A 13,163-nucleotide genomic window follows, 5' to 3' on the forward strand; every position below is an offset into this window, starting at 1 on the left:
GCCTAATCAGTCAAAGACAAAATGCACATTGTCGACAATCACCTAATAACGAACTTCAAGCCTGTCAGTGTTGTCTGACTCCAGCCGCTGGCATCGATACACCAGCGTGATAGAATGCCGCCGCCTCTGAGGGGGCACACCCCACAGCATCGCGCCAGGATTTATGAGACTCACGCCCTTTCTACTGTTACTCAGCCTCTGTGGGCTGCCGGCCCTGGGCCAGGCGGCGGACAAGACTGTCTACGGCCTTAATGAATACGCCCGCCTTGCCGATATCGACCTGGAGGTCGCGGCCAAGCTCGACACCGGGGCCAAGACCGCCTCGTTGAGCGCGCGCGACATCAAGCGCTTCAAGCGCAACGGCGAATCATGGGTGCGCTTCTACCTGGCAATTGACGCCGCCCATTCGCATCCGATAGAACGACCCCTGGCCCGCGTCAGCAAGATCAAGCGACGCGCTGGTGACTACAACCCGGACGAAGGCAAGGCCTACACTGCCCGCCCGGTGATTGCGCTGAATATCTGCATGGGTACGGCCTTGCGCAGCATCGAAGTGAACCTGACCGACCGCAGTGCCTTCCAGTACCCGCTGCTGATCGGCTCCGAGGCGCTCAAGCACTTCGATGCACTGGTCGACCCAAGCCTTAAATACGCTGCCGGCAAACCCGCCTGCGCCACTGACGCTCATACCGCAGAGTAATTCCGATGCGCTCTCTTACCCTTCATTTGAAAGTCCTGATCACCCTCCTGGTGCTGCTGGGTGTGTCGATCACGGCGTATCAGATCTTCATGCTCGGCATTCCGGTGACCGAAGACGAAACCGACGACCTGTGGAACATCGATGCCAAGGTCGAGTTCGTCGCCAGCCCCAAGGACCCGATCAAGATCCAGATGTTCGTTCCGCCGCTGAGCAGCGACTATGTCAGCCTCAACGAGAGCTTCATCTCCAACAACTATGGCGTGAGCGTCAACCGCGTCGACGGCAACCGCAAGGTGACCTGGTCGGCACGCCGCGCCAAGGGCAACCAGACCCTGTACTACCGCCTGGTACTGACCAAGCGCTACAGCAGCGAGAAAGTCAAGGTCAAAGGCCCGACCTTCCGTGACAGCCAGCCGGTCGAGGGCCCCGAGAAGATCGCCGCCGAAGCCCTGATGGCGCCTATCCGCCAGCATTCGGCCGACGTCGAGACCTTTGTCAGCGAGACCATCAAGCGGGTCAACAACCCCAACGACGACAACGTCAAGCTGCTGCTGGCCGGCGATGCCTCGTCGCTGAACAAGGCCAAGGTCATCGACCTGCTGCTGTCGATCGCCCACGTGCCGGTCGAGAAGGTGCACACCATCCGCCTGCTCGCCGACCAGCCGCAAAGCCCTGAACTGTGGCTGCGCAGCTTCAACGGCAACGACTGGCTGTACTTCAACCCGGACACCGGCGAACAGGGCCTGCCTTCCGACCGCCTGCTGTGGTGGACCGGCGATGACCCGCTGATCACCGTGGACGGCGGCAAGAAGGTCAACGTCAGCTTCAGCATGAACAACAGCGAGATGAACGCCATCCGCCTGGCCAAGCTGACCGACGAGAACACCGACGCCGACTTCCTCGAATACTCGCTCTATGGCCTGCCGCTGCAGACCCAGCAGACCTTCATGATCATGGTGATGATCCCGATCGGCGTGCTGGTGATCCTGGTGCTGCGCAACCTGATCGGCCTGCAGACCCTGGGTACCTTTACCCCGGTGCTGATCGCCCTGGCGTTCCGCGAGACCCAGCTGGGCTTCGGCATCATCCTGTTCACGGTGATCACGGCGCTGGGCCTGACACTGCGCTCCTATCTAGAGCACCTCAAGCTGCAGATGCTGCCGCGCCTGTCGGTGGTACTGACGTTCGTGGTGGTACTGATTGCCGCCATCAGCCTGTTCAGCCACAAGCTGGGCCTGGAGCGCGGGCTGTCGGTGGCGCTGTTCCCGATGGTGATCCTGACCATGACCATCGAACGCCTGTCGATCACCTGGGAAGAGCGCGGCGGTGGCCACGCGATGAAGGTCGCCATCGGCACGCTGTTCGCCGCCTCCGTCGCACACCTGCTGATGAGCGTGCCTGAGCTGGTGTACTTCGTGTTCACCTTCCCGGCGGTGCTGCTGGTTCTGGTGGGCTTCATGCTGGCGATGGGTCGCTATCGCGGCTACCGCCTGACGGAGCTGATGCGCTTCAAGGCCTTCGTGAAGGCTGACGCCTGATGTTCGGCCTATGGAAAACCTGGAAAGCCCTGGAGGCCCGGGGCATCATGGGTATCAACCGGCGCAATGCGGACTACGTCCTCAAGTACAACAAGCGCAACCTGTACCCGATCGTCGACGACAAGATCATCACCAAGGAACGGGCGATCAAGGCCGGCATCCACGTACCGGAAATGTACGGGGTGATCTCCACCGAGAAGGAAATCGACAAGCTCGACGAGATCATCGGCGGGCGCAGCGACTTCGTCATCAAGCCGGCGCAGGGCGCTGGCGGTGACGGCATCCTGGTGATCGCCGACCGCTTCGAGAACCGCTACCGCACGGTGTCGGGCAAGATCATCAGCCACGAGGAAATCGAGCACCAGGTGTCGAGCATCCTCACCGGGCTGTACTCGCTGGGCGGCCACCGTGACCGCGCACTGATCGAGTACCGGGTGACCCCCGACCAGATCTTCAAGAGCATCAGCTACGAAGGCGTGCCGGACATCCGCATCATCGTGCTGATGGGCTACCCGGTGATGGCCATGCTGCGCCTGCCGACCCGCCAGTCCGGCGGCAAGGCCAACCTGCACCAGGGCGCCATCGGCGTGGGTGTGGACCTGGCCACCGGCCTGACCCTGCGCGGCACCTGGCTGAACAACATCATCAGCAAGCACCCCGACACCACCAACGCGGTGGACGGCGTGCAACTGCCGAACTGGGACGGCTTCATGAAGCTCGCCGCCGGTTGCTACGAGCTGTGCGGGCTGGGCTACATCGGCGTGGACATGGTGCTGGACCAGGACAAGGGCCCGCTGATTCTGGAACTCAACGCCCGCCCCGGCCTGAATATCCAGATCGCCAACGACTGCGGGCTCACGCTGCGCACCCACGCAGTCGAGGCGCACCTGGAAACGCTGGCCAAAAATGGCATCAAGGAAAGCGTCGAAGAGCGCGTGCGCTTCGCCCAGGAGCTGTTCGGCCACATCCCCGCGCAATGATCGGCCCCCGCCCCGGCGCACCTGCGCACGGGGCGGTCGGTCGATGCGCTAGGAGCAACGCCTGCAGGGGGCTACAATGCCTGCCCCGCCTCGACAGCTGCTTACTCGAATGCACACCTGTACACTCCACCCCCTGCCCTACCTGGCCGACCCTGGCGCCTATTTCGCCCGTGTTCGCCACGCCCCAGGTGCGGTACTGCTCGACAGCGCGCGCCCCAGCGCCGAGCGCGGTCGCTATGACCTGCTCAGCGCCTGGCCTGTGTGCACCCTTGCCCCCGACACCGATGAAGACGGCCTGAGCTACCTCCAACGCCTGCGCGAACAGCTGGCGGCGCTTGGCCCCGCACAATTGCCGGCGGGGGTGGAACTGCCGTTTGCCGGCGGCCTGATAGGCTACCTCAGCTACGACTTCGGCCGGCGCCTGGAGCACCTGCCCGCCGTTGCCCGCGACGACCTGGGCCTGGCCGATGCGAGCCTTGGACTGTATGCCTGGGCACTGATCAGCGACCACCAGCTGCAGACCAGCCAACTGCTGTTTCATCCGGCCCTGGCGGCCACCGAGCGCGCACGGCTGGTACAGCTGTTCGACAGTGCACCGGCTCACGTAGCGGGCACGTTCACCCTGGCCTCGCCCATGCAGGGCGACCTGAGTGCCGATGACTACCGCCAGGCATTCGAGCAGGTGCAGGCCTACATCCACGCCGGGGACTGCTACCAGATCAACCTGACCCAGCGCTTTCGCGCGCCCTGCCAGGGCGAGCCGTGGGTCGCCTACCAGGCACTGCGGGCGGCCTGCCCCACACCGTTCTCGGGCTTCCAGGCACTGGCCGACGGCAGCACGCTGCTGAGCTTCTCGCCGGAGCGCTTCATCCGGGTCAGCGCGGGCCAGGTCGAGACCCGGCCGATCAAGGGTACCCGCCCGCGCAGCGCCGACCCGACAGAAGATGCGGCCAACGCCGCGGAACTGCTGGAAAGCGCCAAGGACCGTGCCGAGAACCTGATGATCGTCGACCTGCTGCGCAACGACCTGGGCCGCACCTGCGCCATCGGCTCGGTGAGCGTGCCGGAGCTGTTCAGCCTGGAAAGCTACCCCAATGTGCATCACATGGTCAGCAGCGTGACCGGGCGCCTGGCGCCGGGCAAGGACGCGCTGGACCTCATCGCCGGCAGCTTCCCCGGGGGCTCGATCACCGGCGCGCCGAAGATTCGCGCGATGCAGATCATCGACGAGCTGGAACCCAGCCGGCGCGCGCTGTATTGCGGGTCACTGCTGTATGTGGACGTGCGCGGAGAGATGGACAGCTCGATCGCCATTCGCAGCTTGCTGGTGAAGGACGGCCAGGTGTGCTGCTGGGGCGGCGGCGCGGTGGTGGCGGATTCGCAATGGGAGGCGGAGTACGCCGAGTCGATCACCAAGGTCAAGGTGCTGCTCGAGACCTTGCAGGGCCTCTGAAAACTTCGCTGGCAAGCCAGCTCCCACAGGGTCAGCGGTGATCCCTGTGGGAGCTGGCTTGCCAGCGAAGGCGGCCTTACAGGCTCAACGTCCTGTTCGAAGCCTTGATGAACTCTTTCTTCAACGCGTCGAAGTCATGCACCGCCGGGAACTGCGGGAACTCACTGATCACGTTCTGCGGCGCATGGAACAGAATCCCCGCATCCGCTTCGCCCAGCATGGTGGTGTCGTTGTACGAATCGCCCGCCGCAATCACCCGGTAGTACAAACTCTTGAAGGCCAGTACCGACTGACGCTTGGGGTCTTTCTGGCGCAGTTGATAGCCGGTCACCCGATCGTTCTCGTCAGTGATCAGGCGATGGCACAGCAAGGTCGGAAAGCCCAGCTGGCGCATCAAGGGCTGCGAGAACTCGTAGAAGGTGTCGGACAGGATCACCACCTGGAAGCGCTCACGCAGCCAGTCGACGAACTCGATGGCGCCGTCCAGCGGCTTGAGCGTGGCGATCACCGCCTGGATGTCGGACAGCTTAAGGCCGTGCTCATCCAGAATGCGCAGGCGCTGCTTCATCAGCACGTCGTAATCGGGGATGTCACGGGTGGTCGCCCGCAGCGATTCGATTCCGGTTTTTTCCGCGAAGGCGATCCAGATCTCCGGGACCAGTACACCTTCCAGGTCGAGACAGGCAATTTCCACAGCTCACTCCTCGAACAACGCTAAAAATGGAAGCCGCACTCTACAGGCGCGCCGTCTAACCCGGCAATTTTTGTTAACATTCGCCTATTACGAGCGCCAAGCGCCATTCAATGACCGGAAGCCGCCTGATGAGCCAACCCTTCGACGTCGCCGCCCTCGCCGCGACCTACGCCAACAAGTCCCCGCAAGACATCCTCAAGCTCGCCTTCGAGCACTTCGGCGACGACCTGTGGATCTCCTTCAGCGGTGCCGAGGACGTGGTACTGGTGGACATGGCCTGGAAACTCAACAAGCAGGTCAAGGTCTTCAGCCTCGACACCGGCCGCCTGCACCCCGAGACCTACCGCTTCATCGACCAGGTACGCGAACAGTACAAGCTGCCCATCGAACTGCTGTCCCCCGACCGCAGCGCACTCGACCCCTTCGTCAAGGAAAAGGGCCTGTTCAGCTTCTACAAGGACGGCCACGGCGAATGCTGCGGCATCCGCAAGATCGAGCCACTGCGCCGCAAGCTGAGCACCGTCAGCGCCTGGGCCACTGGCCAGCGCCGTGACCAGAGCCCCGGCACCCGCAGCCAGGTGGCCGCGCTGGAAATCGACAGCGCCTTCTCCACCCCTGAGCGCACCCTGTACAAGTTCAACCCGCTGGCGCAAATGAGCAGCGAAGAAGTGTGGGGCTACATCCGCATGCTTGAACTGCCCTACAACAGCCTGCACGAGCGCGGCTTCATCAGCATCGGCTGCGAGCCCTGCACCCGCCCGGTACTGCCCAATCAGCACGAGCGCGAAGGCCGCTGGTGGTGGGAAGAGTCGACGCAGAAGGAATGCGGCCTGCACGCCGGCAACCTGATCACCAAGAGCTGATCACGCTGCACTGAACAAAAAACCGGCCCCGGCCGGTTTTTTCATGCCCCAAGAAAAGCCTTGCCTGGCTCCACTAGTGTATTGCTACACTAATACACATGGACGCCATCACCCTGCATATCGAACCCAGCTCCCCCGACCCGATCTATCGCCAGATCGTCGGCCAGATCACCCGCCTGATCAGCGCCGGCCAGTGCGTGCCAGGTACGCGCCTGCCCTCGGTGCGCGACGTTGCCGGCGCACATGCGATCAACCCGATGACCGTCTCCAAGGCCTATGCCCTGCTCGAAAGCCAGGGCCTGCTGGAGCGCCAGCGCGGCAAAGGCATGCTGGTCGCCGGCGCCAGCCCCCACGCAAGCCCCGTGCACAGCCGCCTCGAAGCCCTGCAGCCAGCGCTGCTGGAGCTGGCACGCCAGGCCCATCAGTTGAACCTGGGCGCCGACCAGGTGATCGAGGCTTTGCGCCCCCTCATTGACGAAAAAAGGAATCAGCCATGATCGAAACACCCTGCCGGCACGCCGTGGCCGAACTGCGCACGCTCAGCAAGCAGTATGCGTCCGTGCGCGTGCTGGATGAGGTTTCACTGAGTATCGAGCCCGGCACGATCCTGGGCCTGGTCGGACGCAACGGCGCGGGCAAGAGCACCCTGATCGAATGCCTGCTGGGCCTGCGCCAGGCCAGCCACGGCCAGGCCTGGCTGTTCGGCAAACCTGCCAGCCACATCGACGACCTGGGCAAGGCCATGCTCGGTTATGTGCCTCAGCAGCCGGTCAGCTTCGACTGGATGAAGGTCGGCGAGCTGTTCGACTTCATGGCGGGTCTTTACCCCGACTGGGACCCTGCGCTGGTGACGCGCCTGATCGAACGCTTTGGCCTGGACAGCGGGCGCCGCCTGTTGACGCTCTCGCCAGGCGAACGCCAGCAGGTGGCGATCATCCGCGCCCTCGGCCCGCAACCGCGCCTTTTGGTGCTGGACGAGCCGGCCGCCGCCCTCGACCCGCTGGCACGCCGCGAACTGTTGCGCGAAATCGTCGACATGGCCGGCGAGCGCGGCACCACGGTACTGTTCTCCACCCATATCATCTCGGACCTGGAGCGGGTCGCCTCGCACATCGCCGTGCTGCACCAGGGACGCCTACGCCTGCATGGCGAGCTGGACCTGCTCAAGGACGAACTGCGCCGGGTAGTGTGGCCCGAGCGCACGCCACCGGCACAGCCGTTGCCTGGCGAACTGTCACGACGCCCGCTCGACGAGGGGGGCTGGAGCCTGGTGGTACGTGACCCGGCGCGCGACCTTGCGGCCACGCTGCCTGGCGCCGCACGCGTGCATGGCCTGAACCTGGAAGACCTGTTCGTGGAGTTGGCCGCATGAGCGCATGGCTGCGTTGGACGCTCCCCACCGCCTGGCTCAGGGCGGTGGGGCTGGCGCTGTGCGTGACGGGGCTGATCTTCAGCGCCCTGGTCGGGCGAACCTACGGCGAGGCCAGTTTCCCGCTGATCACCGCACAAGGTTGGGCACTGGCCACCAGCGCCTGGGCCGTGCTGCTCGGCACCCGCCTGTGCAACCTGGCCTACAGCATGGTCCGCCTGCGCGTGCCGGGCATACCCCGCACGCTGGCGCGCGGCGCGGCGCTACACCTGCTGCTGAGCATCGGCCTGCCGCTGCTTGGCCTGCTGGCATGGCAGCCGGCCGGCATCAGCAACCTGCTGCTGATGGCCGCGGTGTGGCTGGGCGCAACAGCCGGGCTGCTGCTGGTCAGCCTGCCGCTGCCGCTGTCGATGGTAGCGTTGCTGATCGTCGGCCTGAGCCCGGGGACCTTGCAAGCCCCTCTGCTCAGCACGGGCCTCGGCGTGCTCGCCGTGCTGCTGGCGAGCCTGGCCTGGCGCTGGCAACTGAGCGCAATACGCAGTGCCTGGATGATGCCACTGGGGGCTGCACTGGAGGGCAGCTTCGAACACCTGCTGCTGCCGATTGCCCGAGCACGCACTGCCACCCACAGAACACAAACCCGCGCAGTGCGCCCGCCGCCAGCAGGCGATCGCCTGTCTGCGATACTCGGGCCGGTATTCCAGACATTGCGCCAGCAGTACGGTCGCCGCGGGCAATGGCTGGGCTACCTGATTTTCAGTGCCTGCACAGGCTTCATCCTGTGGCTGCAAGGCCAGCAACAGGCCATCTTCGTGTCCGGCATGGCCTCCTTCGCATTGGTGATGCTGGCCAGCCAACCCGCCCGCACCCTGGCCAACCTGCGTACCCGCAGTCGCGCCACGCTGGCCGAGCTGCTGCTGATACCCGGGCTGCCCAGCCCCTCGCAACTGCCACGCGCGATGGCCCGGCAATTGCTGGCAAGCCAGGGCGAAAAGCTGCTGATCGTCGCCCTGACCATGGCTGCGCTGGGCACCACCTGGCCACGGCTGAACGTAGCCTGGCTGCTGGGGCTGACGGGTTTCACCCTGCTGTTGCTGGTGTTTGCGCTGTGGATGGCATTGCTGGCCTGGCACTGGCCAGGCAAGCCTGCGCTGCGCGTGGCGTCAATCGGCGTGATGATGACGGCGGGCATCGCCAGCAGCACGATGCTGCATCTGCATGGCGACTTGCCGGCGCCCTGGATGGCGGGCTGGGCAGTGCTGGCGAGCGCAATGATCGCAGGGACGGGAAAACTCCATCAACGTGCCCAGGCCACCGCCGTGGCGGCCTGAACACGCCGCAATGGCTTAGTGAACCGGCAGTTCGACGCCGGCAAACAGCTCTTCGAGCTCTTGCTTGTTGTGGCACTGGATGGCCTTGGCCATCACTTCACGGGTCAGGTGCGGTGCAAACTTCTCGATGAAGTCGCACATGAACCCGCGCAGGAAGGTGCCACGGCGAAAACCGATCTTGGTGATGCTGGATTCGAACAGCTCGCTGGCATCGAGCACCACCAGGTCGTTGTCGAGCTTGGTGTCCACCGCCATCTTGGCCACGATGCCCACGCCCAGGCCCAGGCGCACATAGGTCTTGATCACGTCGGCGTCGGCGGCGGTGAACACTACCTTTGGCGTCAGGCCACGGTGACTGAACGCCTCATCGAGCTTGGAACGGCCGGTGAAACCGAACACGTAGGTCACGATCGGGTATTCGGCCAGGGCCTCAAGGGTGAGCTTGGGCAACTTGGTCAGCGGGTGGCCCTGGGGTACCACCACGCAGCGGTTCCAGCGGTAACACGGCATCATCACCAGGTCGCCGAACAGCTCCAGGGCTTCGGTGGCAATGGCGAAGTCGACCGTACCGTCGGCGGCCATCTCGGCGATCTGCATGGGCGAACCCTGGTGCATGTGCAGGGCCACTTCCGGGTACTGCTTGATGAACGAGCTGATCACCGGCGGCAGCGCATAGCGCGCCTGGGTGTGGGTCGTGGCGATCGACAGGGTGCCCTTCTTCTCGTTGGAGAATTCCTGGGCAATCTGCTTGATGCTCTCGACCTTGCGCAGGATCTCGCCAGCGGTGGTGATGATGCGCTCGCCAGCCGGGGTAACCCGGGTCAGGTGCTTGCCGCTGCGGGCGAAGACTTCAACGCCCAGCTCATCCTCCAGCAGGCGGATCTGCTTGCTGATGCCCGGCTGGGAGGTATACAGGCTCTGCGCTGTCGCGGAGACGTTGAGGTCGTGGTGCGCCACTTCCCAGATGTAGCGCAATTGTTGAAGCTTCATAGGTATCCCTCAAATCAACTGGGCGTCACCGGCAGCAGCGACGATTTATAACTATATTAGTGGCTTAGAGAATAAATCTAGAACTATTTCTTCAGTTTTCTTGCATCGCCCTGCACCCGCTGCCTAGGCCTTGCGCCGCCCTCGATGCTGCGCCAGCGGCACCATATACACCGGCACCGGCGACAGCTGCAAAATGCGCACTGCAGTACGCCCCAACGGAATCTCTGCGCCCGCCCCCTGGCTGTGGCTGCCGACGATCAGCAGGTCGACGCTCAGGCGCTGGGCCTGCTCCAGAATGACATCCGCCGGATCGCCCTGGCGTACGCGCACGGCACGGATCAGAGCGAGGTCTTCTTCCTCGCCCAGCTCATCACGAAAGTTTTCCAGCACGCGCTGCTCGATATTGGCCATCACCGTGTTCAAGGCACGACCACGCACCTGGGCCAGGGTGTGTTCGTCCAGGTAGCTTTCCAGCAGGGATTCGGCGAACTGGCCCATCGGCTCGACGGCGTGGATCACATACAGCTCGGCGCTGAAACTGCGCGCCAGCGCCAGCGCGTGTTGCATGACATATGGCGAGTACAGACCGAGGTCCGTTGCACACAGCATCGAACGGATCATTTGACCTCCTCGACTGCCGAGACGGCAGAGCAAGGTTCAGCTTAGCAGCGCGCAAACGACGCGCCCGGCCGTCTGGCGCCCTGCCCGCCCGACTCAGCCGGGGGTGCGCTCGTTGCTGATGCCATGCGGTACGTGCCCGGTCGCGACCACCCCGCGCGCGCGTTCGCAGTGCCCTGCCTGATCGTCGAAAAACACATCGGCGGCGAACGCCTCGAGGAACGCCGACTTGTCCAGGCCGCCAAGAAACAGCGACTCGTCCAGGCGAATATCCCATTCGCGCAGGGTACGAATCACGCGCTCATGGGCCGGTGCAGAACGCGCGGTAACCAGAGCCGTGCGGATCGGACACGCGCCGCTGGGAAACTCGTTCTGCAAAGCATTCAAGGCGGCCAGAAACGGCTTGAACGGCCCGCCACGCAACGGCTCTCGGGCCGACTCGCGCTCGCTGGCCTGGAATGCCTCCAGCCCGCCCAGTTGGTACACACGCTCGGACTCGTCGGAAAACACCACCGCATCGCCATCGAATGCGATGCGCAGTTCGGCGCTGGCGGCCCGACGCGCGCCCCCGGAGAGAATGGTGGCGGCAGCGAAGCCGGCATCGAGCGCACTGCGTACGTCCTCGGCGTCGGTGGACAGGAACAGGTGGCAACCGAACGCGGCGAGGTAGGGGTAAGGACTGCGCCCGCCCACGAAGGCCGCACGGGAGATGCCCAGCCCGTAGTGCTCGATGGAATTGAACACACGCAGCCCGGTGTCCGCGCTGTTGCGCGACACCAGCACTACCTCGACCCGCGCCTGGCCAAGGCTGGCATTGAGGCCCAGAAGCTTTTCCACCAGCAGGAAGGCATCACCGGGCTGCAGGTACTCGTCTTCGTGCTCGATCTGGTACTGACGGTAAGCTTCGACGCCATGGTCGAGGAACACCCGATGGCTCTCGCTGAGATCGAACAGCGCCCGCGATGAAATAGCCACCACCAGCTTGTCGCCAAGGCCTTTGCTCATAGCATTCTCCTGGTCCGGGCTCACACCGATAAAAAGGCCAGCGCCCGATACAACGCCTCGACACGCGGCAAGCTGCACCCCGCCGCCCGCGCACGCGCCAATGGCGCTGCATAGATCGCCGCCAGTTCCAGCGGCCGTTGCTGGGCAAAATCGTGGTACATGCTCGGCCAGTAGTCCGGCATCTGCTCGGTGATGGCAAACAGGTGCTCGGCATACCCGGACGGCAACTCGTGGCCGCAGGCACGCGCACCCTCCACCACGTCAGCCATCAGGGCCTGGATCAACGCGCGGCTGTGGGGGTCTGCCATCAAAGGCGTGGTACTGGCCCTGAGCAATACCGAAAGGCCGTTGTACGGCACGTTCCATACCAGCTTCTGCCAACGCGCCTGGGCCAGGTTGGCCATGGCCTGCGACTCGATGCCGGCCTCACGGAACAACGCTGCGCCCGCTTCGGTTATCGCCTGTCGCACTGCGCCACTGGCCGCCGGCCCGCTGTGATAGCCAAGGTTCACCGTCCCAAGCGCCTGGTGCTGCACCACCCCGGGCGCCGTGCGGTTGACGCAGATAAAGCACAAGCCCCCCAGCAGGTGCAGATGCTCGGGCAACAGCGGGCGCAACTGCTCCTCGACCTCCAGCCCGTTCTGCAGCAGCACCACCTTTGCCCCCGAGGCCGCCGCCTGCGCGATCACCCCCGCCAGCTCGGCATTGCCGGTGGTCTTGGCGCCTACCAGCAGCCAGTCGCAGGGGGGCATATCAACTGCCTGTGCGTAAGCCTGGGCAGGATGCACCTTGACTGCGCCATGCACGGCACTGTCGATCTGCACACCGTTGTCACGCACGGCGGCGTATTCGCTGCGCAACAGGAAATGCACATCGAACCCGGCGCGGGCCAGCATCGCGCCATAGAAGCCACCGATCGCACCCGTGCCGATAATACCGATGCGTACGCTTGCCTTGTCCATGCCACCCTCTACTGGTTATTTTTTAAACAGAATTTTGACACGTCAATCAGCCGCTTTTCATTCCTTCACTATACTCAGGCAAACAAGGTCAAATAACCGACACGGAGTCAACAATGCGCGGTTTTCTGCCTCACCCTGACGACATCCCGGTCCAGTTGACCCTGCGTCAGTCACCCAGCCTGTTTCGCCAGCGACTTCACACTATCAGCCTGGGCGGCGTGGCCTGCAACCACCCGCGCGCCTATCGCCGCGGCATGGCGGTGGAAATGCTGATTCCGTCCCTGGGCGAACAGGCCCGCTATCCCGGTTATGTGGCGTGGTGCCAGCGACAGGACGACGGTTATCGGGTCGGCATCGTGTTTACCGATGAGCAGGCGCTGTTCGGCGCACGAATGAGCGAACAGGTGTGCCAGATCCAGCATTTCTGCCTGCAGCAGGATGACAGCGAAGGCCAGCCTGTGAACGTCGAGGCCCTGGCCCAGCAGTGGGTAAGCCTGCATGCCAGCGAATTTTCCGCGGCCAGCCTGCAGCACGATCGGACCCTGCAAACACCGCCAATGCCACGTGCGACCTGAAAAGCCCGTAGCAATGGGCCACAACATGCAGGAAAGCCGCCCTTGCCCATTGTCGAGCCACCGTGTAACGCGCTAAGGTTCGGCT

Annotated in this window: 14 protein-coding genes; 9 read left to right on the forward strand and 5 right to left on the reverse strand. The window is 64.0% G+C overall.

The window, feature by feature from the left end; translation table 11 throughout:
* Positions 1-163: 163 nt before the first annotated feature.
* The 4 genes from rloA (at position 164) to pabB (ending at position 4,671) form a co-directional block, all read left to right on the forward strand.
* Positions 164-700, forward strand: coding sequence for a retropepsin-like aspartic peptidase RloA (gene rloA, locus KUO17_RS13825; RefSeq protein WP_217976108.1), 537 nt, complete (start codon positions 164-166; stop codon positions 698-700).
* A 5-nt stretch (positions 701-705) separates the two neighbouring features.
* Entirely contained in the window at positions 706-2,238 is a 1,533-nt protein-coding gene (gene rloB, locus KUO17_RS13830) for an osmotic stress tolerance membrane protein RloB (protein WP_217976109.1), read from the forward strand.
* Positions 2,238-3,218, forward strand: coding sequence for an alpha-L-glutamate ligase-like protein (locus tag KUO17_RS13835; RefSeq protein ID WP_217976110.1), 981 nt, complete (start codon positions 2,238-2,240; stop codon positions 3,216-3,218). Before rloB ends, KUO17_RS13835 begins: the two co-directional genes overlap by 1 nt.
* A 109-nt stretch (positions 3,219-3,327) precedes the next feature.
* Positions 3,328-4,671, forward strand: coding sequence for an aminodeoxychorismate synthase component I (gene pabB, locus KUO17_RS13840; RefSeq protein WP_217976111.1), 1,344 nt, complete (start codon positions 3,328-3,330; stop codon positions 4,669-4,671).
* A gap of 76 nt (positions 4,672-4,747) precedes the next feature.
* Here the strand turns inward: pabB and thrH are convergent, their stop codons facing one another.
* Positions 4,748-5,365: a bifunctional phosphoserine phosphatase/homoserine phosphotransferase ThrH gene (gene thrH / locus KUO17_RS13845; RefSeq protein ID WP_217976112.1), complete on the reverse strand. Its 618-nt coding sequence runs from the start codon at positions 5,363-5,365 to the stop codon at positions 4,748-4,750.
* A 128-nt stretch (positions 5,366-5,493) separates the two neighbouring features.
* On the opposite strand from thrH, the gene KUO17_RS13850 reads away from it, so the two are divergent.
* From KUO17_RS13850 to KUO17_RS13865, 4 genes are all read left to right on the forward strand, one after another.
* Positions 5,494-6,228: a phosphoadenylyl-sulfate reductase gene (locus KUO17_RS13850; RefSeq protein ID WP_217976113.1), complete on the forward strand. Its 735-nt coding sequence runs from the start codon at positions 5,494-5,496 to the stop codon at positions 6,226-6,228.
* 98 nt (positions 6,229-6,326) lie between these two features.
* On the forward strand, positions 6,327-6,725 hold the full coding sequence (locus KUO17_RS13855; protein WP_217976114.1) for a GntR family transcriptional regulator: 399 nt from the start codon (positions 6,327-6,329) through the stop codon (positions 6,723-6,725).
* Complete coding sequence (locus tag KUO17_RS13860) at positions 6,722-7,600, forward strand: ABC transporter ATP-binding protein (RefSeq protein ID WP_217976115.1); 879 nt, start codon at positions 6,722-6,724, stop codon at positions 7,598-7,600. Before KUO17_RS13855 ends, KUO17_RS13860 begins: the two co-directional genes overlap by 4 nt.
* Positions 7,597-8,928: a hypothetical protein gene (locus tag KUO17_RS13865; RefSeq protein WP_217976116.1), complete on the forward strand. Its 1,332-nt coding sequence runs from the start codon at positions 7,597-7,599 to the stop codon at positions 8,926-8,928. The genes KUO17_RS13860 and KUO17_RS13865 overlap by 4 nt, the downstream gene beginning before the upstream one ends.
* Positions 8,929-8,943: 15 nt before the next feature.
* Here KUO17_RS13865 and cysB read toward each other — a convergent pair whose 3' ends face one another.
* From cysB to KUO17_RS13885, 4 genes are all read right to left on the reverse strand, one after another.
* A complete protein-coding gene (gene cysB, locus KUO17_RS13870; protein WP_043863083.1) occupies positions 8,944-9,918 on the reverse strand; it encodes an HTH-type transcriptional regulator CysB in 975 nt (324 codons plus the stop codon).
* 123 nt (positions 9,919-10,041) lie between these two features.
* On the reverse strand, positions 10,042-10,539 hold the full coding sequence (locus KUO17_RS13875) for a universal stress protein (RefSeq protein ID WP_217976117.1): 498 nt from the start codon (positions 10,537-10,539) through the stop codon (positions 10,042-10,044).
* A gap of 93 nt (positions 10,540-10,632) precedes the next feature.
* Complete coding sequence (locus KUO17_RS13880; protein ID WP_217976118.1) at positions 10,633-11,541, reverse strand: 5'-nucleotidase; 909 nt, start codon at positions 11,539-11,541, stop codon at positions 10,633-10,635.
* Between the two features lie 20 nt (positions 11,542-11,561).
* Positions 11,562-12,503, reverse strand: coding sequence for a putative 2-dehydropantoate 2-reductase (locus KUO17_RS13885; RefSeq protein ID WP_217976119.1), 942 nt, complete (start codon positions 12,501-12,503; stop codon positions 11,562-11,564).
* A gap of 113 nt (positions 12,504-12,616) precedes the next feature.
* Between KUO17_RS13885 and KUO17_RS13890 the strand changes: the two genes are divergently transcribed.
* On the forward strand, positions 12,617-13,078 hold the full coding sequence (locus tag KUO17_RS13890; protein ID WP_217976120.1) for a PilZ domain-containing protein: 462 nt from the start codon (positions 12,617-12,619) through the stop codon (positions 13,076-13,078).
* Positions 13,079-13,163 lie beyond the last annotated feature (85 nt).

Source organism: Pseudomonas aegrilactucae (assembly GCF_019168305.1).
In the GTDB taxonomy this organism is placed as follows: Bacteria; Pseudomonadota; Gammaproteobacteria; order Pseudomonadales; family Pseudomonadaceae; genus Aquipseudomonas; species Aquipseudomonas aegrilactucae.

Coding starts and splice junctions, on each gene's coding strand:
- rloA (WP_217976108.1), top strand. CDS start 164: ATGAGACTCACGCCCTTTCTACTGTTACTCAGCCTCTGTGGGCTGCCG.
- rloB (WP_217976109.1), top strand. CDS start 706: ATGCGCTCTCTTACCCTTCATTTGAAAGTCCTGATCACCCTCCTGGTG.
- KUO17_RS13835 (WP_217976110.1), top strand. CDS start 2,238: ATGTTCGGCCTATGGAAAACCTGGAAAGCCCTGGAGGCCCGGGGCATC.
- pabB (WP_217976111.1), top strand. CDS start 3,328: ATGCACACCTGTACACTCCACCCCCTGCCCTACCTGGCCGACCCTGGC.
- KUO17_RS13850 (WP_217976113.1), top strand. CDS start 5,494: ATGAGCCAACCCTTCGACGTCGCCGCCCTCGCCGCGACCTACGCCAAC.
- KUO17_RS13855 (WP_217976114.1), top strand. CDS start 6,327: ATGGACGCCATCACCCTGCATATCGAACCCAGCTCCCCCGACCCGATC.
- KUO17_RS13860 (WP_217976115.1), top strand. CDS start 6,722: ATGATCGAAACACCCTGCCGGCACGCCGTGGCCGAACTGCGCACGCTC.
- KUO17_RS13865 (WP_217976116.1), top strand. CDS start 7,597: ATGAGCGCATGGCTGCGTTGGACGCTCCCCACCGCCTGGCTCAGGGCG.
- cysB (WP_043863083.1), bottom strand. CDS start 9,918: ATGAAGCTTCAACAATTGCGCTACATCTGGGAAGTGGCGCACCACGAC.
- KUO17_RS13875 (WP_217976117.1), bottom strand. CDS start 10,539: ATGATCCGTTCGATGCTGTGTGCAACGGACCTCGGTCTGTACTCGCCA.
- KUO17_RS13880 (WP_217976118.1), bottom strand. CDS start 11,541: ATGAGCAAAGGCCTTGGCGACAAGCTGGTGGTGGCTATTTCATCGCGG.
- KUO17_RS13885 (WP_217976119.1), bottom strand. CDS start 12,503: ATGGACAAGGCAAGCGTACGCATCGGTATTATCGGCACGGGTGCGATC.
- KUO17_RS13890 (WP_217976120.1), top strand. CDS start 12,617: ATGCGCGGTTTTCTGCCTCACCCTGACGACATCCCGGTCCAGTTGACC.